Here is a 22,336-nt window from a genome sequence, read left to right as displayed (position 1 = left end):
CTTCTATAGGATGTCCATCCCGGTGTCATCTCGTCCTCACCAACTTTTTTGCCATTCAGGTAAAACTGATACAGGCCAAGGGCTGTGGTAAAGGCATAGGCTTCTTTTATATCTTTTTTGATTTCAAAGGTTCCTCTTACATAGGTTCCTTTGGAAACGCTCTTATAGGAATCGTCAGTTTCGGCGGATACAAAAGGAGCTTTCCATGCTGGTGCGCCTTCCTCCCACTCACCATTTTTTCCTGCAAGGGCAGTTACAAAAGATGCGGTTTCGCTCCAGTCCGTTTCTTCCTGACCATCACTGGCTTTTGCACGGACAAAATAGCGCTTGCCGCTCTCCAGTGAAGCACCTTCTGCATAAACATGTGCAGATTCCTCAGACTCTGTTTTTCCGCTGTTATAGATCAGATCTGTAAAATCAGCGTCTTTTGCAATCTGAAGTTCGTAGGATTTCTGTTTTACATTTTTCTTATCGCTTACAAGCTCCCAGGCAAACTGGGGCATATGGGAAACACCAACCGGGGCTGTTTCATAATCCATATATATTTTCTTGATTGCCAACATTTGTTTTAACCCATCCTTTCTGACATATATTTCTTTGGTATATCGTAACTGTTCAGTACCTTCATGGTCACACACTTCGCAGAATAACATCTACTGAATAATTACGATCCAACACTTTATATTTTTAAATCGTATTTTAGCGTTTTCTCAGATTCAACATCTGTCTTGCCTCATCCGGAGTCGCTGGCTCCAGACCCATGGCGCGGATCAGATTTACCAGTTTCTCAACCACCTGCCAGTTGTACTCGGCATCTACACCATCAGCCAGATAGTAGCTGTCTTCAAAACCAACACGTACTACCGTTGCTCCCATAGCGATGGCTGCAGCCAGAAATGTCCAGTTATCACGGCCAAAATGGGTAACACCCCAAAGTGCATCAGATGGAACAAAGGAACGGAAAGCTGCCAGCATTTCTGGTGTAGGCTGCATGCCGCCTTTGTGACCAAATACCAGATTGAACAGCATTGGATCTGCAAATGGCTGCTCAGATTTCACTACTGCCATGTTATGTAGCATTCCAATATCAAAAACTTCTGTTTCCGGAAGGATTCCTCTTTTATAAACTGCATCTGCACAATAACGGATATCATCAAAGGAATTGATATATACTGCCTCACCAAGATTTGTGCTTCCGCCGTTAAGAGACGCACTCTCTACCTTCGGGTAGTCAAGCGGATTGCAGCGATCCTGGATATTCATATCTGAAACACCGCCTGTAGACGCCTGAACTACCACATCTGTCCGTTTCAGAATCTCGTCAAAGCACTCAGACATATAAGAAATGTCAGGTGTAAGGCTTCCGTCTGGTTTACGACAGTGAAGGTGACACATAGCAGCACCAAGTTTTACGCTTTTCTCTACATCCTCTGCAAGTTTTACTGCATCCACACTGGTTCCTGCCTGTACAGGTGCCAGAGATATAATTACTTTTTTCATTATGTAAACCTCCAATCAGATCAATTCCTCTACAATTTCCTTCAACGTACTTACTTCACCCACATTTCCCGGAAAAATAATGTATGGCATTCCAGGGAATTTGCTTTCTTCTCCTGTCATCCATACCGGGATCCCTTTCTTCACCTGTCCCATAACACGGGCTTTCTTTACGCGAAGAGCTTTGGTTCCTACGTCAGATGAAGTGATTCCGCCTTTTGCAATGATAAATTTCGGCTTCACAGAAAGTTTTCCGATAATACTGGTCACTGCGTTGGAAATCTTTACAGAAATCTGCAGTTTCTCTTCCGGAGTCATATTCTCCGGTGCAAGAAGCTGTCTGCTTGTATAAATTACAACGGTTCTTCCAGACAGGATTTTCTCTTCTGCTGCCTTCACCGTTTTCTCTACTTCTTTCTCCAGACCATTTTCTTCGAATACAGTGTTTACCTGAAATTCCATAAAATCAACCTGTCCGTCCAATTCCTTCAGACAGTTCAGCTGGTCTGTAGTCTTCTTCACATGGGAACCGATCAGAACGATTCCTCCATTCCTTGTATCTCCTTCCAGCTGCTCTCTTCCAAGAAGGGGCTGATCCGAAATCCTTCCCATTACCTTGGTAAAAGCTGCTGCTGTTCTTGCCATGTAATGTTTTCCCTCTTTCATGGCAAGCACCAATGCTGCACAGAAAACCTTCAGATCAGCGTAAGATACTGCATTCACAATAATCTTCGCCATGTCTTTTGCAGTCATAAGCTTCACCTTGACCCCCTGCACATCCAGAGCATTCAGTTCGTCCAGAGAAATGGTGATACAGTCCTCTTTATGGTATTTTCCTTCTGTTTTTTCCTCTACGTATTCTGTAAGGTCGGAGGATTTGTAGCCGAAGGTCTTGTCCTTTGCAAACTCTGTCATTCCGGCAGGAACCAGATTGTCCTGTTCTTTTACGTAATGGATATTATCCATTGTATAGCGCCCGCCTTCTGGGAAAAACGGACAGATGATCTCACCATCAACACCAGCGCCCTTGTTCTTTGTCAGGCCATCTGCCAGAAGCTGTGTTTCCAGCGGATAGTGACCTCTCAGTGTGGAATCTCCACGGGAAATGATCATGAAGTCCTGTCCCAGCTCTCTGGCAACCTTCGCCACTCTTGTGGCAATATCCTGATGAACTTTTGTAGTTTCCTCCACAGAAAAGCTTCGTGAATTGGTAAGGATAAAAAACATAGCTTCTTTTTCCTCAAAGCCCTTGCGGATAGATTCTTCTTCCCAGTCAGTATAAACAGACACATCATGAACGGTCTGCACACCAGTAGGGTCATCATCCAGCACTACTAATTTTTTATGAAAACCTTCCATTGCCTGGGAAAGAAGCGCTTCTGCTTTGTCGGCATCTGTTTTGCTTCTCTCCTCAACGGTATGGAAAGGAATTACTTTACATTCCATAATTTCTATAACTCTCCATTCTGTTCGTTCAAAATATAAGCGGCAGGATTTTTTACATTCATATCTCAGTTTTTGATAACTCAATTTATTATACGGTATATGCGACAGGGAACCAGATCCTCATTTCTCCATAGTCACGGTTATCCCATGCGTAATATGGGATCAGGCGTACATACTTTTTGCTCATACCGTGGTATTTCAGCGGCTGATAAAGTGCATTTCTGTCAAATTCAGAACGGTCAATGGTATATTCCTCAGTTTCAAGAGCAGTCATTTTTCTTCCCTGAATTTCAAATTCCACAGGAGTAAACTCTGCATTCAGATCCAGATAAATATCATCCAGAGTCGATGCATGGGTATCTGCACTCTCGCAGCAATATACCAGAGGTCCACGTTCAATTGCAGCCTGTCCAACTGTTTCTTCTACCATATTGTTTGCAACGGTATAGCGAATCTTCATATCCAGATTCAGCTGTACATCCATGTTTTGCAGATCTTCCACAAGAATATCCAAATAGGTTCCTGCATCAGCTGCTGTCAGCTCACGGTCTGCACCAGTACCCTTAATGAAACCGCCTGCAGCCCATCCCGGAACGCGCAGTCTTAAATGAACAGGAGCATTTACTTTCACATCTTTTGCAGTGAAGCGGATTGCTCCATCGAACGGATAATCTGTGGACTGCACCAGTGTGAATTCTCCTCCATTTTCCAGCTTCACCTGAGCTTCACTTGCGCCGTACATACCAGTCCATACACTGTTATCAGAGGTAAGATATGCATACTCACTGGACTGTGCAATGGTTCTTGCCAGGTTTGGAGGACAGCAGTAGCTGAGAATATATTCGCTTCTGGTAAGAGGCCAGATCAGCTTATAATCAAGCTTTTTAGCACGTCTTAACATGTTTTCATAGAAAAATCTCTTACCATCCAGACTCAGTGCAGCCAGGTTGGTATTCAGCATCATTCGTTCCAGAATGTCGAAGTACTCTGCCTTTGGCTCCAGCTGGAACATGCGGTACGCCCAGAAAACGCCGCCCAGAGATGCACAGGTCTCATTGTATGCAGTAATATTTGGAAGCTGGTATTCATAGCCATATGCCTGATGAACAAGCTGATGGTCAAAAAAGTATCCATACGGAGAAGCGCCATTATACAAGGCTCCACATCCGCCTGTTATATAAAGCTTTTTATCCACAAGACTTCTCCATACCTTGTGGAGAACCTTAATATAATCCGGATCTTCCTCTTCCAGACAAAGATCCGCCACACCTGCATAGAGATAATTGGCACGAACTGCATGTCCAAGAATTTTCTCATGCTGCTTCAGAGGAATTTTATCCTGATTGTCATCCAAGCCGTTCTTTACGCTGTCACGAAGCGCGATTGCCTGCTTCGCAAGCTTCAGATAACGCTCTTCGCCAGTGGTACGATACATTTCCACAAGTCCCATATAATGGGAAGGGCAAACTGCAGTCTGAACCTCTCCTGTGCGTTCTGCCTCTTCATACAGATGCTCCAGATAATCTGCTGTTCTGGCTGCAATTGCAAGAAAGCTGTCCTTGCCTGTAATTCTTTTATGTACACAGGCCGCTGTAAACATATGTCCGAAGTTGTATACCTCGAAATCGTTAATATCTCCCATTCTGGAAACGCCGTTCCCGCTTCTTTCTCCAATGATCTGCTTGGTGGAAAGATAGCCGTCCGGCTGCTGTGCTCTTCCGATAAGATCAATATATTTTTCAATCTCATCCTTCAGAAGCTGGTTATCTGTCTGATAAGCCGTATAAATGGCAGATTCCATCCATTTATAAAAGTCTCCGTCTCCAAAAACAGTTCCGTCAAAATCTCCCTGCGCATCTCCGGCGCAGATTTTGAAGTTCTCTACTACATGGCTGATATCCTTGCTGTCAAACATGTGCTTCAGCTGAGGCACAGTGCTGTTCGCACAGGTATCAAAGCGTTCCTTCCAAAGACCGCCTGTCCATTTTACTTTCATCCCGTCCAACGCATGTACCTTCGCGTAAGGGGATCTGGTTGTATCTGTCAGCATGATTTTTCTCCTTTAATTGTGCAGTTTTGTTCTCTATATGATTAATCTTATAATCCTTTAGCCTTCAATGCAGCTGCAAGTGCCTGTGCACCAAAACGTGGGCTGGAAAGTACAGGTTTGCCAATTTTCTCATGAATTGCATCTTCTGCATATGCCATAGATCCCTGAGCCAAAAGAATCACATCTACCTGATCTGCGATTTCTTCTGCCTTTGCACAAAGAAGAGCTTTAAATTTATCCTGGTCTGCGCCGAATGCATCTACAAGTCCATCAACCAGTTCTACATGGCTGTTCATTTCTCTTGCAACACGGGAGACTGTATTCTTGGTAGGCTCCAGGGTAGTAGGAAGAGTTGCGAGTACGCCTACTCTCTTGCCAAGGCGAGCTGCTTCACGGCACATTTCCTCATCAATACGAACAATCGGGATGCCTGTGTAGCGTCCAATATTCTGTGCGGCATCTGCAACTTCTCCAACAGAAGAGCAGCAGTTTAAAATTGCATCTGCCCCGTCAGAAACAGCCTGCATGTACATTCCCACAAGGCGAGCTGCTGCACCTGCAGTTACATAACCATGCTCTCTTACCTCTGCAAGAATAGACGGATCCTGATAGTTGAGAATTTCCGGGGTATCTCCAAGATTTTTTCTGATTTCTTCGTTTACACACTCAATAAGTTCTGGTGTTGTGCTAGTATAAACAATTCCTAATTTCATTTCAAATGTCTCCTTCTTTTTCTGTTTTAACAATCTTCAAACCCTTCCGATTTTTGAATTTTCTATTTTCACTTGTAAATTATACCCATTAAAGCCTATAAATTCATACCATCTTTTTTTGTAATCTATACAAAAATTTTACGATTACAAAGCAGTCATCGTCAAGTCCAATTTCTTTATTTAGTGTCACATTTATTATTGTTATGACTGTTTACAAATCACTGCCACATCATAAGCAGCTAGCGATAATGTTTCGTTAATATCTTCTCCTGTGAGCAAATTCCTACCTGTTACATTCTTTATCAGCGATTTTTCTTTGCCATGATTCAGATAGAATTCATAGGTAGTGTCTTCTCCCTGACGTTGATGGTATTCCACTTCTCCCGGAAGATCCTTAACTGCAATTCCGGCATTAGCAAGCATTGTTTCAAACAGACTTCCCATTTCTTCAGGCGCAACTCTTGCTGCTATGTAATAGGCACGACCATTTTCTCCGGTATGAGTATCGCTTTCCCATTCTTTTACAGTTAATGCGGCACTTCCCTCATAGAAATCAGTTCCATAGGAAGCCAGGATCTGTGCATCCTGAACCCGTAAGATTTCTGCGTAATCATATACAGTCCATTTTTTTCCATCAAGAAAACACAAGCTGTTTCTATCAGAGGGATATAAGGTGTCAATTTCCTCACTAATCACTCCGAACAACTCTGCCAGTCCGTCTCCTGGAAAACCGCCAAGATAACACAAGGTATCTTTATCCACATATCCGGTAAAATAAGTGGCTAGAAGCTGACCGCCGTTTTTCACAAATTTCTGCAGGTTTTCTGCGGTTCCCGACTGGAGAAGATAAAGCATAGGTGCTACAACTACTTTATAATCACTAAGATCATCATTGGAACTAACCACATCCATTTCTACTCCCAGCTTCTGAAATTCTTTCCAGATTCCAATGCAGGTTTTTTCATAATTTTTTGTGTTTTCACTTAATGCTTTTACATCCTGGATTGCCCAACGGTTGTCCCAGTCAAATAACAGAGCTGTTTTTGCTTTTACCAGTGTTCCTGCTGCAGGGGCAATTTTTTTGAGCAAAGCACCAACCTCTGCCACCTCCCTGAAAATTCTGGTATCATCCTTTCCAAGGTGATCTACAACAGCTCCATGATACTGCTCAAAGGAGCCGCGGCCTTTTCTCCACTGAAAATACTGAGCAGTATCGGAACCACAGGCAATTGCCTGCATACACGCAAGCTTGTGAACGCCAGGTCTTTTTACTTTATTATACGGATGCCAGTTTACCAGCCCAGGTGCACTTTCCATCAGCATAAAGGGCTTGTCCTTTTTCAACCCGCGCATCACTGCGTGATGAAACCCATTTTCTGTCATAGTTTCATACAAGCTTTCATAATCATTGTTGTATTGTGGATAGCTGTCCCAGGAGATCACATCCAGAAACGGTGCCATTTTTCGGTAATCAAGACCATTGTAAAGCATCATAAAATTTGCTGTCACAGGGATATCCGGGGTAATCTCTTTGAGGACTTGAATTTCAGAATTCATAAAATCATTCATATTCCAGGTAGTAAATCGTTTCCACTCCAGGTTCAGCCCCATAATACTGCCTTCACCATTTGCAAATGGCGGCTCAATCTGATCAAAATCATTGTAACGATGACTCCAGAAGGTTGTCCACCATGCCTGATTTAATTTGTCGATTTCATGATCAAACTGCTCGCTCAGGTACTTCTGAAAACGCTCTACGCACAGAGGACAATAGCACTCTCCGCCTAACTCATTGGAAACATGCCACATAATAAGACCAGGATGCTGTCCGAATTTTTCAGCCAGCAGTTTGTCCATAAGTGCTGTTTTTTTGCGATATTCCGGTGAGGACATGCAGTGATTGTGACGCACCCCATGATGATTTCGCTGGCCGTTTTTTCCAACTCGCATTGCTTCCGGATACTTTTTATCCAACCATGCAGGTCTTGCGCCGGATGGTGTGGCAAGGATCGTATAAATGCCGTTTTCATATAAACTGTCCATAATTTTTTTCAGCCACTCGAAGTGAAATTCGCCTTCCCTAGGCTCATATACGGACCAGGAAAAAACGCCAAGTGTAACACAGTTCACACCTGCTTTTTTCATCATTCTGATATCTTCTTCCAGAATGTCAGGACGATCCAGCCACTGTTCCGGATTATAGTCTCCACCATGGACGAAACCATTTAACTTGGGAAATAAAATATTCTTTTCCATTTCAACACTTCTCCATTTTCTTCCAAACTATTCCTCAACTATGGTTACAAATACGTCTCCTGGCTGAATCGTATTCTTCCCGGTAAATTTCCGCTCATCAATAAGGCTTTTCAGTTTATCTGTTCCAAAATCAACTTCTGCCTCTTTACTGTTATGATTAATCACAAAAACAATTCTACCTTTATCGGATTTTCTGACTGTCAGCTCCACACCTTCATCTGCGGAATATACGCTTTCGATATTGCAGTCTTTACAAATTTTTTCCATCAGTTCTTCCAGAAATTTCTGTTCTGGCTGAGTTCCAATATAGTAAGCTTTTCCTTTTCCGAAAGTATTGCAGGTCACGCATGGAATTCCTGCATAAAAGTCATCTTCATAGGTTGCAAGAACTTCCGCACCACCTTCTGGATGAATAATATCACACAAAAAGTCACAGGAATATTCTTCTCTTGAAACCATATCCGCCTTTTCGATTTTCATATGATTCTGTTCATACGGGCGAAGAGCGTCCGTTTCTTCTACCCAGATTCCAAGCATGTCCTTTAATTTTCCTGGATAAGCACCGAATACGCAACGGTCATTTTCATCTGCAAGTCCAGACATAACTGTAGTAACCAGAGTTCCGCCATTTTTCACATATGCATTTAACTTTTCGCCAATATTATTTTTTTCCATATAAATCATAGGTGCTATAACGAGATCATATTTCTCCAGCTCTGCCTCAAATGGCAGAAAATCTACTCCGATATTCTGTCGATACAGGGTTTCATAATAAAGAGAAACTGTTTTTAGATAATCCATATCCTTAGACGGACCGCTGGAAAGTTCCAATGCCCACCAGTTGTTCCAGTCAAAAAGGATTCCTACCCTTGCAGGTGTCCTTCCATTCAAAAAAGTATCTCCTATATGCGCTAGCTCAGCTCCCAATACACTTGATTCCCTGAAAACTCTTGTATCCTCTCTTCCTGAATGGCTAATAATTGCCCCGTGGAATTTTTCCTGTCCGGCAACAGACTGTCTCATCTGGAAAAACAGGCAGGTATCTGCTCCATGCGCCATTGCCTGATAGGATAATCTTCTCACTTCACCAGGACGTTTTAGCAGATTATAAGGCTGCCAGTTCTGCTGATTTGGAGACTGCTCTGTTAGAACAAAAGACTGGCCTCCTTTTAAGCCTCGCATAATATCATGCTTCATTGCCACGAAATACGCCGGATCATCTGGCCACGGATAGTTATCCCATCCTACTATGTCCAATTTCTTAGTCATGGTAAATTGATCTAATTTCTTGATAAAACCGGACATATTTGTCTGAATAGGAATCTCCGGATTATATTTTTTCAGAATATCATATTCATTCTGGAAACATTCCGCTGTTGAATCTGTTACAAAGCGCATATAGTCTAACTGAATTGCCGGATTAAACCGATAATCATCATTTAATTCTGTAGGTAGTGTTACTTCTTCAAAGCTACTGACAATTCTTCCCCAGAACGTGGTGTGCCATCTTTTATTCAGTTCATCCACTGTTCCATAACGTTTTCTTAACCATACACGAAACTTTGCCTGACAGGTCGGACAGTAACAATAGGTTCCATATTCATTGGAAACATGCCACATCGCAAGTGCTGGATGATGGGCGTAACGCATAGCCATTTGCTCTGCAATTGCAGCTGCTCTTTCTCGATATTTCAAGCTGTTTACGCAGAAGAACACGCGCATTCCATGAGTTCTTTTTCTTCCTGCAATATCAACAGGAAGTACTTCTGGATATCTGGTGGACAGCCAGGCCGGTTGTGCAGTAGTTGGAGTAGCAAGGCATACATGAATACCGTTTTCCCAAATTTTATCAATGATTCGGTCCAACCATTCGAAATTATAAACACCCTCGTCTGGCTCAAGCTTTGCCCATGAAAAAACTGGAAGAGTTAATAAATTAATTCCAGCTTTTTTAAACAAACGCATATCCTCATCTATTGTCTGATCATCCCACTGGTCAGGATTATAATCTCCGCCATAATATATTCTGTCTGCTTTCTTCATCTTAATTTTCCTCTCATATTGTTTCTGTAATTTACAGCATTCTCATGTTCCGCAAACTTCAAGTTTAACAGCATTTCAAACTCATCTAATTAATATCGCATATACGTCTCTATCACCGGTGCTTCTGTAATTCCGGTCGCAGGTATCTGCAAATGAGTGGATGCACCATCTTTCAACTTCCAGACAAGAGTAGTATCCACTTTTATTTCAAGATGATTTTCACCGTCCAGAAGTGCATCTGTAACCTCCACTTTCGCAGGGAAGCCAGCCAAATAGCCCACATCTTCTCCGTTTAATTTCACTCTCAGGCAATCCGCCGCTTCCGGGAATTTCAAGCTATAATGCTCTCCTTCGTTCTTCTTCCAGGTGAAGCTTCCTGTATATAGGTAGCTTCCCGTATAAGCAGGGAAATAGCCCCTTCCGTTCATGTTTGGAAGCTCTTTATCTGCTTTTAGCTGCAGAGTTTTTCCTTCTTTGGTTGTTACTTTCCACGGAATATAGAGGGTAGTCTGTTTCTCAAGACAAAGTATATCAGGCTCAATTTTTTGTCCTTCTTCTTTAATATGCTCTATTGATTCCAGGCACAAAAAGCAGCTCTCTCCAGGCTCCAGACTTCCCGGAATCTGATACGCATATCCTTCAGCCTGTGCCGGATAAGACTTCAAATCAAAGCTTTTAGCGCGATTAAACCAGGAATCATAAAGGGTCAGTCCATCCAATTTTTCAGCCTGTACAAGCAAAGCAAAATCAGCTCTTCTGAACACGCTTTCGTTAAATAGCATTGCGCAAAGCCCTTCCTCTGTCTGGTTCACGATCATACGAAGATCCTGAAGGTTTTCGGAAATTGTTCCCTGACCGTTATCTGTAACTGCAAGTTTACGCATCCTATGCTTTTCACTTTCTGCCACAGCTTTTTGGGCCAGATTATCTAATGTTACAATTTCCACCCACTTAGAAAATACTTCTGGCAGTTCTGTTCCTTTGGTAGTTTTTTCAGGCAATTTATCAATTATGTAAACCTTTAATTTATTTTTCTGATTGGCTTCTATAAACTGTACTACACGCTCATCCAAACACTGCACATATGGAATAATCAGACTTGCGTAGGTCTTGTCCAGAATCTTCAGAACTCCATTTTCTACAATAGCTTCTGCAAAAATATCTGCCGGAATCACATCATAATCCAGCTGTTTTTCCATAAGGGCACGGCCTGGTTTCTGGAAGTACATTGCTTCGCCGCACCACTCGCTTTCTCCGTGATAAAGGATTGCCGCATCTGCCAGATGGGTTCCACTGCTGAGAAAATGGGCACTCCTGTTCATGTATTGCATGAGCCAGGTGAAACACTCAAATCCCGGATTATTACCGCCTGCATAAAAATGCGGCGGACAATCAGGATCTGGATATTTCATGGAAAAAGCATGTGGCGTGAACTCATTAATTCCTCTTACAAGCATATGGTTAGTCAGCCATTTCATAAAGGAATTACCTTCTGCCCATCCATAGTTTCCGAAGATTTCACACAGCGCACGGTCTTTTTTGTTTTTCTGAATATGAGCTGCCGAGCTTCCTAATTTGGCCAGTCCGAAATGGAAAAATTCGCCGTCGCGGTCTCCTGCAATCCATTGATGAACCGGTTGTGTAAATCCCGGTACAATCTGATGATGAACAACATCAATGCCAGCCATATGCTGTCCTTCCATTTCCCTGAAATAATGTCCGATGCTGCAGCCCATCCGTGCATGTGCATTGTCATCTTCAATAATATGTCCGATATATTCTACACCATGTACCTGACACCAGCTTCCAATCTGACCGCTGAAGCAGGTATGTACCAAATGGGTCATTGCATCCATATATTCTGTACGAACCTTTGTGGTTTTTTCTTCAGAATCGTACCACAATGCAGGAAGATTGGTGAGAAATTCCTCTTTCCAGGTCTCTGTTAGTTTTCTTTCCAGCTCATCGCTCCAAGGCAATCTGATATCTTTCTGGCCTAACATGTTGTCAAAGGGATAGTCTTTTACGTTGCCAAGCTCTGGCTCATCAGAGAAGAAGCCAGCAATCACATTTCCGAAATATTTACTGTAGCGAGCGTAATGCTTTTCATAAACTTCATCCAACAATACCTTGACAGATGAGGAATCGATCAGATTCATATAATGATCTCTTCCGCCCCCGGTTCTGGTGGTAAATAAGATAAAAAGGCGATAAGCTCCTTCCGGAAGATCAAAGTACACAAAACCGTTTTCCATGGTATCTGTAAGATCCAAAATGTCGCTTCCTCTTACTGCCAAGGTCTGTCCATCTGGCTTTGGTACTGCCAGAATTCCCAGTAGTCTTCCATCTGAAGGAATAAAATTTTCCACCAGGACTGCACCGCTGCGGCAGGGACCCATAATGTCCATATGTCGCTCTCCAAGGTACAGCTTTGACTTTTCCGGGTGCTTTTCAAATCCGCCGTTAGCATATCCGGTTGGAAACTTTTTGTCATCCAGAATCCAGAGACGAAGCCCTCTTTTTTCAGCTTCTGCACAAATAAAATCCAGATTTTCCCACCACTTAGGACCACAGAAATCCGGATGTGGTCTGGATTCCAGACACACCTCACGGATACCGCATTTCTCTATTTTATCCAGCTCTTTTCCGATTGTTTCATTATCTTCCCCTTTCATCCAAAGGAATGGCAAAATGTGGCTGGTACACTTTCCCTGAAGCAAAGCTTGTAAATGTTTCATACGATCTCCTGTTTCTTTTGTATCATAATATTGGTTCGTTTATGTGCGATTATTTTTGTCAGAATCAGGTCAAAATTTCTTATTTGCTGCTACGCATATGGTTCTGTATTCACCGTATGCACTAGTTGGATCTCCCTCTTTCCAAGGGCAGGTTGCACAGTAAAAGTGATACAATGTGTCATCTTTTTTTACAATAGATGCCTTATGAACATGACCGCTGTAATAAGTTCCCTCCGGGCCAAAAGAGAGGATTGGTTCCCTTACTTTTTCCCAGTGAAGGAGATCAGCAGACAGGGCCAGTCCTTCCTGGGCGTGACTGTGTCCATCCTCATAAATCTTGCCATAGCCAAAGTAAAAATTTACCCAAATATCCCCATCCTTCACAATATATGGATCAGATACAAAGCGCTCATCCCAGGATTCCCGGTTTACCTTCATCACTGGATTTCCTTCATATCTTTCCCAGTGAAGAAGATCCTTTGAGGTTGCAACACCTGTCTGTTCCGTCCAGCGTTCTTCTTTGTCTTTTGCATTATAAAACATGTACCAAATGTCATTATTGCGGATAATGCAGGCTTTATAGAGTCCGCCTGCTTCCCAGTCGGCACCGTCTTTCCAGGAGAAGCAAGGCTTATCCGGAAAGTGCCAGTCCAGCAGCTCTTCGTCTTCTGTCCACGCCAGACCAATTTCAGCGGGGCCATTTTCATAGCCTGTGGAAGGATAAGAATGATAAACCATCCAATATTTTCCATCTACTTTTCCAAGCTTTGGAATCTGATTAAAATCATCACTTTCTTTAATCATCCAGGTGGCTGCACCGCCAATGCGATCCCAACGGTCGGAATCCAGATTTCGTTTGAGAATTACGCCTTTATGCTCCCAGTGAAGAAGATCATCACTGGTTGCTAAGGCTGACTGATATCCTTTGCCGTCGAAGCCTGTATACAACATATAATACTTGTTCTGATGCCAGAAAACAAATGGAATATCTACTGCTTTTTCATCAAATGCACCAAGAATTCCGGATCCATGAAGTACTGGTTTTTCATAACGGTAAGGAGTCAGATACTTCTGTATTTTCGGGTCTGTTAATTCGATCATTTTATGTATTCTCCTGTTTTATAATCTATTATTTATCAACTTGGCATGTTTTAGTGACTGTGCACAGCTTCATCTTAACAGTGCCACAGGTGCCATCTCTCATAACAAGCGGGGGCTTTCTCACATTTCCCCAGGATATATGCGGGTAGGAAAAATCCTGGTTTATCATCAGCTTAACGGGCTCTGTATGATTCCTTCCAAGTACTCGCAAATAGTCCAGAACTATGTAACAATCCGTGGCGTCTTCTGCTTTTTCCCCGCACACCTCAATACGAATCGTATGCTCTCCATAAGGCAGGTCTTTAATAGAAAAAATCGGCAAATGATAGCACTTATCGTAACCTGCAGAGCAGCAGGAGAAATCAACTCCGGCACTTCTCTGGCTGATATGGGATGCTTTCTTTTCCCCGTCTATATATACGTCTGCCATACCAAACGCAGGATCCTGAGGGCCGTACCATAGGATTCCGGTGCCCTGAAATTTACAGGTAAATGCGGCGCCTTTTTCCCTGCTCCACATCTCCGTTCCGTGGTCACTTTCCTTCTTATCCGTTACCTGATACCAGGTTCCGGTATAGGCAATTCGCGAATCAGATTCCAGAATTTTTTCTTCTTTCGGATCGAGCACTTCCAAACGGATATTAGCTTTGGAGACTTCCCGACTTTCATTCTGATCGGACTTCTTTTTGGCACCGAATATTTTCAGCATTCCGATTTTATCAGCATCTTTTTCCCTATTAAATGCATCCTGTATTTTAGTTCGGTTCTCATTATAAACATACGCTTCTGCAATATCCTCTTTGGTACTTTTGAAATCATTACTTCCATGATATTCTCCATCATAACGCCCAAAAAGAATATCATCTCGCATGTCTTCTCCCCAGGAAGTCACTGGCATTTCACCCCAGATATTGGATCTGGTAAAGCGCTTTGCAGTTCCCTGATTTCGTGAAATATGGTCCGTGGGATAAAGAGAAATTCGTCCCTCCTGATCTGGATCCAGATTTCTTCTCCAGGATAAAGTGTCCACAGATGGATCCAGAATATATGCTATTCCAAGCTCATCCAGCCCGCCGCAATCTACACCTACACGAAGCTTTATCTGCTTGGGGAGATGCTTTTCCAGGTGAAGAATCTCATATGTTGTGTAGAAGGTTCCGTCATTTTGAATCTCTATTATCCACTCTATAGATAGCGTTTTTTCATATCCGCCCTGAATTCGAACTTCTACAAAATTCTGTTTTTCTTTCACCGCAAAAGAGGTCATATACCAGGCTCCAAGCTTCAGGTATGGTACATTTAATATTGGACCGCCAACCAGAATTTTATTATTCCGCCTTTCCCAGCCGCCGGTCAGAAGACCGGTCTTAACATTGAAAGAAAACTTAAAATCATTTCCCGTTATGAAAACTTCCTGGTTTTCTTTATGAATCTTTAAAGCTTTTATATTTTCTGTTTCATCTGCACTTAACTCAAACAGCGGAGCTTCCACATAATCTCGGGAAAACACCTTCATTTCATCTATCTGGCAGTCATTTCCGTCCAGAAATTTCAGTGTCACCGGAGACTGATCCTCTGCATTTTCCAGTGATAGTAAAACCTTAATTACCTTTCCCGGCGCACATTCCGGAAGCTTCCAGATACCGCTTTCATCACCGCATTTCCACTTCACTTTGACCTCATTTAAATTAGTGTGACAGAACCGATTTTCTATAATCAACAGAACCTTTTTCTCCTGAGCCTTTACTTCGCTGTGAATAACTTTAATTGGAGAATAGGCTTTTCTGGTCATGTAAAACTCCGGTTTCTTTCTTCTCCAGACATCAATAATTCCCCATTCCATCTGTCCGTTCCCACCATCATAAAGATCCGTTTCATCGATTCCAGCCCAGATTGCACCGCCAAGAGCACCCTCTGTATTCCAGATATTATCCCAGAAAATACGGATGCTTTCGCCCCAGTAGCTTCTGATGTTTGGATCTCTTCGCATCTCCTCACGGTTGTAGCAGGCTACATGCACATATTCGTCATGAAGCACAGGCATATCTTTTCCAGGTGCACCTCCCACACTTAAATTGTCCTTTTTTCCTGCCAGATCAGCATTATATTCAGAGTAATGAATGCTCCAGATATCCGGCATTTCATGTTCTTCCCGAATAGTCATTGGATAGCTGAATTTTGTCATTCTGGTAGGATCCTTCAAATGCGCAAAGCGATTAAGAAGATCAAAGTTATGACCTCCAAAGGACTCATTACAAAGAGACCAGATAATTACGCAAGGATGATTGTAATCCCTCGCCATTGTTTCTGCAAAATGACTGAGATAACGGTTTGTTTCCTTAGGATCGCGCTGTGTATAGGGCAATGTCCTTGCAATAAATGCCAGTGCCAGTTCATCCTCCACATAAATTCCATGCTCATCACACTGGTCAAGAAAATATTCGCTTGGCGGATAATGGGAGGTTCGAATATAGTTGCAGTTTGCTTCTTTAAACAATGCTACATCCTGTTCAATCAGCTCATTGGTCAATGCACGTCCATTTCTTGGACTGATTTCATGGCGGCACACACCGCGTAATTTCACCTCGTTATGGTTTACAAATAGACGATTACCCTTGCGTTCCAGCTTTCTAAGTCCTACCTTTTTGTTTATCTGTTCCAGTGGTTCCCAGGTACCAGAGATAGAATCTAATTTATATAATATAAGTTCAAATCTGTATAGTCTTGGGTGCTCTGCATCCCAGAGAACCGGGTTGGCTACGTACAGCTGATCGGTGTAATAGCCTTTTATTTTATTGTCTAAAACCAGAGATTTCTCCTTTGTTTTTATACCGTTTGGATCATATAAAGCAAACTCAGCTTTATATACAGCAGCACTAGCAAGCCGACCTTTTTCCTTCCCGGCAGCCATTTCCGCAGACCGTATTTTCCCCTTCCCATCTATGCTTTCAGGCATATTTGCCAGGTCTATATCCACCCGCAGACTGCAGGTTTCCATGTCCTCATCAAACAATGGTGACAAGTAAAGTGCGTTCACATAAGCTTCCGGCAATACATACAGCCAGCTGCTGTGAAGCATCCCGCCATGGCTATAGGCACTGACAATATCTGATTCTTCATCCACATCGATAGCAAGTGAAAGCGTCTGTTTTCCACATACTTCCTCCGTAATGTCCACATTCCATGTAATAAATCCGTTTTCATGATATGCCACCTGTTTTCCATCCACATAGACTGTAGCAAAACCATTAATCCCCTGAAATTTCAGCACAATATGACTATTTTCCGCTCTCTTTGGAAGCTGTATCTTCCTCTCATAGCTGTAGTGCTGTGATAATCCCTTTTTGTGAAGAATTCCCATGTCAAAGGGCACCTGAACCTGTTGTACTGCACCATCTTTTTTGTCTGTTACTTTCCAGCTTCCATCCAGGCAGATTACTGAATTTTCTGCCGCTTTACTCCATTTTGGAAGGGGAATCACTCTTGGCATAGGATAATTTTTTAATTCATCTATAGTCATATTCATTTGTCTTCCTCCAACAGCATTTGTATTCTGAAAGACTCCCGCACGCCTGGAATCAGCTTTACATCAGGTCTTCGAACGCAGCCTCGTACCATTCTGGGATAATTAAAGTCTACTGCAATATTCATTTTGAATCCACCTGTATAACTGCTTCCTTCCAATACTGCATAATCAATTGAAGTGTATGTATTCTGCGCTTTTGCTTCTTTTGTTCCGGTTACCTCTATGCGAAGTGTATGTTTTTTTTCTTCCAGTCCATGTACCTCTGCCAGTATCTGTCTATAGCGTTTTTCATAGCCTCTGCTCATTCCCGGAAAATCCACTTTCGGTGGGTACTGACTCACATCTTTCTTCCAGAGTTCTCCGTCCAAATATACGTTACACATCCCATATAAAATATCCCATGATCCATAAACAGTGATTCCTGTCCCTGTAAAACTCAGTTCCGCGTAATCTCCTGCTGTATTGCTTAATGTTTCAGATCCGTTAAGATTTCCACAGTAATCTTCCATTTTTATCCAATTACCCACATAATTTATTCGCGGATCCAAATTATTTACAATAGCTCCTTCTGTTAATTCAGGTGCCGGTTCTAACCGAACCTTACACCCCTGAGAAACCATTCGTACTCTATCCGGTTCTGTTACATAATAAGCTCCACCCTTCTCTCCTAAGCCACCACTTGAAATGCCGATTTCTGCTTTCACACGGTGTGGCATATGGCGGAATAGCTTCTGAACTTCATATGCAGTTTCCAGTATTCCATTCTGAAAAAGAGTAAGATAAAAACAAATATCAAGGGTATTTTCATAGGTTCCGCTTATCTTTATCTGTACATTTTCTGCCCCATCCACAGAACAAATTTCAAGGCTTCTCCCTATCCATTTCCCAAGTAAGAATCCTGCTGTATTCAAGAACGGACCGCCTTTTATCAGTACTTTTTTTCCTTGTTTTTGTATAAGCCCAGCTTCCTTTAATAGACATTTTTTTCTGGAAAAAATATAAAAAATATTATCATTTTCTATGTGAAGAGCATCTTCTGTCCACTGAATTTTCCAGTTTATATTACAGATTTCATTCTGCCTTCTGAAACAATTTATCTTTGTTTCCACAGCAGAATTCTCATTTTCCCACTCCACGTATGTTTCTTTTGAAGCTGCTTCATATGCATTTTTCAAGTGATAATATTCTGGCTTCGGATTATGATTCACGTCCAGAATCCCCCATTCATACTCCTTCAGCCCTTCAAAGCTACCGTCCTCATCCACACCAGCCAGAACTACGCCACCAAGGCATCCTGGAGTCCGAGCTGATTTTTCTACAAAAGTACGAATACTTTTTCCCCAGAAATCACGGATTCCAGGATCTCTTTGAATTTCATCCCGGTTATGGCATACTACCGGTGACCAGACCTCGTGAAGTACAGGCACTGGATATTCTGCATCTGCAATCATATATCCAATCTCATTTTCTGCCCCGGGTGTGTGGAAAATCACCATCTGATCATATGTCTTGTCAAAAGGAAGACGCCAGTCAATATCATGAACCGGCCATACATCCATCTGTGGTTCTTCTTCTGGAATGGACATTGGCAAATGGAAGGTCATCAGGCGAATATCATCCAGTTCCCTGATGCGGTCACGAATGATTCCAAAATTTACTCCCCATGCACAATCGTGTCCTAATGACCAGAGAAGTACACTGGTATGGCTTCCATTTACAAGCAATTCTTCTGCTGCTGTTTCAAATTCTTTCTGCATATGTGGCAGCTCACTGATGTTTTTTTTGGTCTGTCCCAGTTCATAGAAAGGAGCTGTATTTTCCACCCAGAATCCCATTTCATCACACAGCTCCAACATTTTTTCACTAAAAGGATAATAGATACTGCGGATAAAATTAATGTGTGCTGCCTTAAATAATTCCAGATCACAACGCAAAACAGTCTCCCAATTTTCCATCTTAGAATCTGGTTCACGGTAACAGATCCCCAGCAGCTTTACAGGCTTATGATTCCAAAAAACCTGCTGATTTTGCCGCTTCAAAGAACGAAATCCAAGCTTTTGTCCATGCCTTATATAGGTCTTCTCATTACTCTTATCTGATAACTCAAGCACTATATTCACCTGGTACACAGCCGGATTATCAGGTGTCCAGCACTGTACTCCCTGACATTTAAATACAGCTGTTTTCACTCTGGCAGTGTCTTGTCTGAGCTCACCTTTTTCTTTCACAAGGACACTACTTTTATCTCTGATTTCCAGAAAGGCGGCAACATTTTCTTTACTTGTACTCCCTCTGTATTTTATGATTAATTCCATCTGTCCCTCTGGATTTTCTGCCGTATCCAGCCATATCAGCTTCTGTTTTCTCATTGCTTATTCCCCCGACGATCTATCCTTACTGTTTTCTTATTTATATCGTATACTCATAATATCCGCTTCCCACAGTCATGATTTCCTTCCCATCCGGTGATTCCAAATGCGCTGTAAGTCCCGGCGGAATCTGGCAGAAGACCCTGATTTTCTCATTTTCCCATTTCCACTTTACACTGATTTTTCCATAAGGATGCAGGGTCCAGGCACTTACCCAGTTCAAGCCTTTTTCCGGGTGCGGCTGAATTCGGATTTCTTCAAATGAAAGCCCGTCGCGAACCAGTTCCATCCCTCCAAGAGATCCATAAAACCACTCTTCAATACTTCCCAGCATCAGGTGATTCTGGGAACCGTGAATGTTTCCAGGCTCTGGTCCGTCCCATTCCTCAGTAAGGGTTGTTGCTCCATTTACGACCTGATAGCCGTATCCTGGTTTATCTGTAATATTCGTCATCTCATTGAGCACATCTGACATGCCATATTTCATCAGTGCAGCAATCAAAAACGGATGTCCCACATCACCAGCTGTGATGGCATAGCCTCTTTTTACCACGTCATCCTTCAGCTGCGAAACCACTTTATCCTGATATTCCTCCGGCACCAGTCCCACGATCAGGCTCATGGCCTGTGCCGCCTGACTGCCGTTTGCATAACGTCCGGTCTGGTCATCCAGAAACTGCAGATTGTATTCCTCAAATACCAGTTTCATTTTCTTCTGATACGCTTCTGCAACCTCTTTTTTCCCGAGAAGCTGTGCTATTTTTGCCATAATCTGAAGGTCATAATAATAAATACAAGTCGCCACAACAGGAACCGGAGTGTTCTGGGAATGCGGGGTGCAAGGACCGATATCCAGCCAGTCTCCAAGCCCGTGATGAAGCACTTCATGGTGTGTTTTAGACGAAAGATACTCCACATATTTCTTCATTACCGGGAAATATTTTTCCAGCAATGCAAGATCTCCGTAACGTTTGTATGCATACCAGGGAGCCAGCACACAGGCACTTCCCCACTCAGGTGAATCCAGAAATCCCTTATGCCACTTATCAAATCCAGTCACATATTCCGGACAAATATCCGGTATCAGACCATTTTCCCGTTGGGAATCTGCCATATCTCCTTCAATTTTTGTATACAGATTATGCACATCCAGATTATACATAATGGAAGGTCCGATCAGATGTGTCTGCTCCAGCCAGCCTAGCTTTTCCCTATGTGGACAGTCTGTGAAATAACTTTTTGTATTGCTTTTGATTGCCTGCAAAATAATCTTATGTATCTGATTAAACAAGGTGTTGGAGCAGCAAAAATCACCAGCTTGATCTACATCAGGGTAAATAAATTCCCCCTGTAAAGAAATTTCTTTTCCCGGCACAGCACCTGTCATCTCCACATAGCGGAACCCTGTATACGTAAAATCCGGTGCAAATTCCTGTTCTTTTTTGTCATTTAAAACATATGTCCAGGCGTAATCTTTTCCTGTTACAGACTGATCAATCCGTCCGTTTTCATCTAACTTTTCTGCAGTTTTCAGCACCACCTTCTGTCCTGCTCTGCTGCCATCTGTTTTCAGGAAAATCCTTGCCCATCCGGAAAAATTTTTTCCCAGATCATACTGCCATACCCCTGTTTCCACTTCTCTCACACCAACCGGTTGATAGATTTCCTTTACCCTTAAAGGTTCCATTGGTGCCGGTTTCAGTTCCCCTAAAGGTGGTTCCACACACACTGCAGCTTCCCAGATTTCCGACGCTTCTGATGTTAAATATTCCCTTGTCCACCGTCTTCCATCGAAATCCTCTCCACCGTAAATGCAGCAGAATTCAATCGGACTTTTGGCTCTTTTCCAGGATTCATCTGTCACCACATATTCCCTGCTGCCATCCTCATAAACCAGCTCCAGCTGGCACAGAAGCTTGGCTTTTCCATAGGAACGCTGGAAATACACATAACGTCCTCCTGGAACATTGAACATACAATCCCCCAGCTTTACCAGAATTACGTTCTCTGTATTTTCCCCTTCTGCAAAATATTCCGTCACATCATATGCCGTATAAAAACAGGTCCTTCGAAAATCTGTCCAGCCCGGTTCCATTACATGATCAGACACTCTTTTTCCATTAATCCAGCACTCAAAAGCCCCCATTCCACACACATAAAGCTTGGCCAGCTTCACCGCCTTTTTACAGCCAAATTTCTTCCGGTACAGGTGATATTCATGGTCCTTTGTCTCACCAATGAACTTCCCTTTCCAGTCCTCGCGATTATAATAGGCGGTCTCAAAGGAACTCTCTTCCTCTGCAGTTATCACACCCTCATCGCTGGAAAATATACAGCTTACATGCCAGGTCATTCTTTTTCCTGACTGAAGCTCCTTTCCTTCATACTGAATTCCAGCCATCCGGGAAGATTCTACAGTTCCGCTGTCCCAAACAGAATTTCCCTGCTCATCCCAGACCTGCACCCGATAGCTTTCCTGGCGCACATTCCTTTTTTCTGTCTCAACTCTCCAGCCAAATACAGGTTTTTTACTTCCTACCAGGATATTTTCCCGGCGATTATCTGTCATCAGATCGTACAGTTTCATTGCATATTCC

At 42.7% G+C, this 22,336-nt stretch carries 12 protein-coding genes; all 12 read right to left on the bottom strand.

The features are described 5' to 3' along the window. Positions 1 to 539 (bottom strand): alpha-L-rhamnosidase N-terminal domain-containing protein (locus AB5Z12_RS08555; protein WP_368368611.1); only part of this gene is annotated, 539 nt, incomplete at its 3' end. Between the two features lie 160 nt (positions 540 to 699). Then, a complete protein-coding gene (locus AB5Z12_RS08550; protein ID WP_368356844.1) occupies positions 700 to 1,500 on the bottom strand; it encodes a 3-keto-5-aminohexanoate cleavage protein in 801 nt (266 codons plus the stop codon). Between the two features lie 15 nt (positions 1,501 to 1,515). After that, on the bottom strand, positions 1,516 to 2,943 hold the full coding sequence (locus tag AB5Z12_RS08545) for a four-carbon acid sugar kinase family protein (RefSeq protein ID WP_173718631.1): 1,428 nt from the start codon (positions 2,941 to 2,943) through the stop codon (positions 1,516 to 1,518). A gap of 88 nt (positions 2,944 to 3,031) precedes the next feature. Continuing rightward, a complete protein-coding gene (locus AB5Z12_RS08540) occupies positions 3,032 to 4,993 on the bottom strand; it encodes a glycoside hydrolase family 127 protein (RefSeq protein ID WP_173715713.1) in 1,962 nt (653 codons plus the stop codon). Between the two features lie 47 nt (positions 4,994 to 5,040). Next, a complete protein-coding gene (locus AB5Z12_RS08535; RefSeq protein WP_117849481.1) occupies positions 5,041 to 5,706 on the bottom strand; it encodes an aspartate/glutamate racemase family protein in 666 nt (221 codons plus the stop codon). Positions 5,707 to 5,907: 201 nt separating this feature from the next. Beyond that, entirely contained in the window at positions 5,908 to 7,962 is a 2,055-nt protein-coding gene (locus tag AB5Z12_RS08530) for a beta-galactosidase (protein ID WP_148461470.1), read from the bottom strand. Between the two features lie 27 nt (positions 7,963 to 7,989). Next, on the bottom strand, positions 7,990 to 10,005 hold the full coding sequence (locus AB5Z12_RS08525; protein ID WP_148461469.1) for a beta-galactosidase: 2,016 nt from the start codon (positions 10,003 to 10,005) through the stop codon (positions 7,990 to 7,992). Positions 10,006 to 10,094: 89 nt separating this feature from the next. Continuing rightward, the gene (locus tag AB5Z12_RS08520) at positions 10,095 to 12,743 is read right to left on the bottom strand and encodes a hypothetical protein (protein WP_173718634.1); all 2,649 of its coding nucleotides are present in this window, start codon (positions 12,741 to 12,743) and stop codon (positions 10,095 to 10,097) included. A 69-nt stretch (positions 12,744 to 12,812) separates the two neighbouring features. Then, positions 12,813 to 13,844, bottom strand: a complete 1,032-nt coding sequence (locus AB5Z12_RS08515) for a hypothetical protein (RefSeq protein WP_148461467.1) — start codon at positions 13,842 to 13,844, stop codon at positions 12,813 to 12,815. A gap of 28 nt (positions 13,845 to 13,872) precedes the next feature. Then, positions 13,873 to 17,370: a glycoside hydrolase family 2 protein gene (locus tag AB5Z12_RS08510; RefSeq protein ID WP_368356845.1), complete on the bottom strand. Its 3,498-nt coding sequence runs from the start codon at positions 17,368 to 17,370 to the stop codon at positions 13,873 to 13,875. After that, positions 17,367 to 19,739 (bottom strand): glycoside hydrolase family 2 TIM barrel-domain containing protein, encoded by a 2,373-nt coding sequence (locus AB5Z12_RS08505; protein WP_368356846.1) that lies wholly within the window; start codon positions 19,737 to 19,739, stop codon positions 17,367 to 17,369. The genes AB5Z12_RS08510 and AB5Z12_RS08505 overlap by 4 nt, the downstream gene beginning before the upstream one ends. A 40-nt stretch (positions 19,740 to 19,779) precedes the next feature. Further along, on the bottom strand, positions 19,780 to 22,326 hold the full coding sequence (locus AB5Z12_RS08500) for a family 78 glycoside hydrolase catalytic domain (RefSeq protein ID WP_368356847.1): 2,547 nt from the start codon (positions 22,324 to 22,326) through the stop codon (positions 19,780 to 19,782). Positions 22,327 to 22,336: the final 10 nt, after the last annotated feature.

Source organism: Ruminococcus sp. RTP21358st1_G6_RTP21358_211008 (genome assembly GCF_040908885.1).
Taxonomy (GTDB): Bacteria; Bacillota; Clostridia; order Lachnospirales; family Lachnospiraceae; genus Blautia_A; species Blautia_A faecis.
The sequence above is the reverse complement of the archived record's forward strand: the minus strand, read 5'-3'. Positions and strand labels throughout refer to the sequence as shown.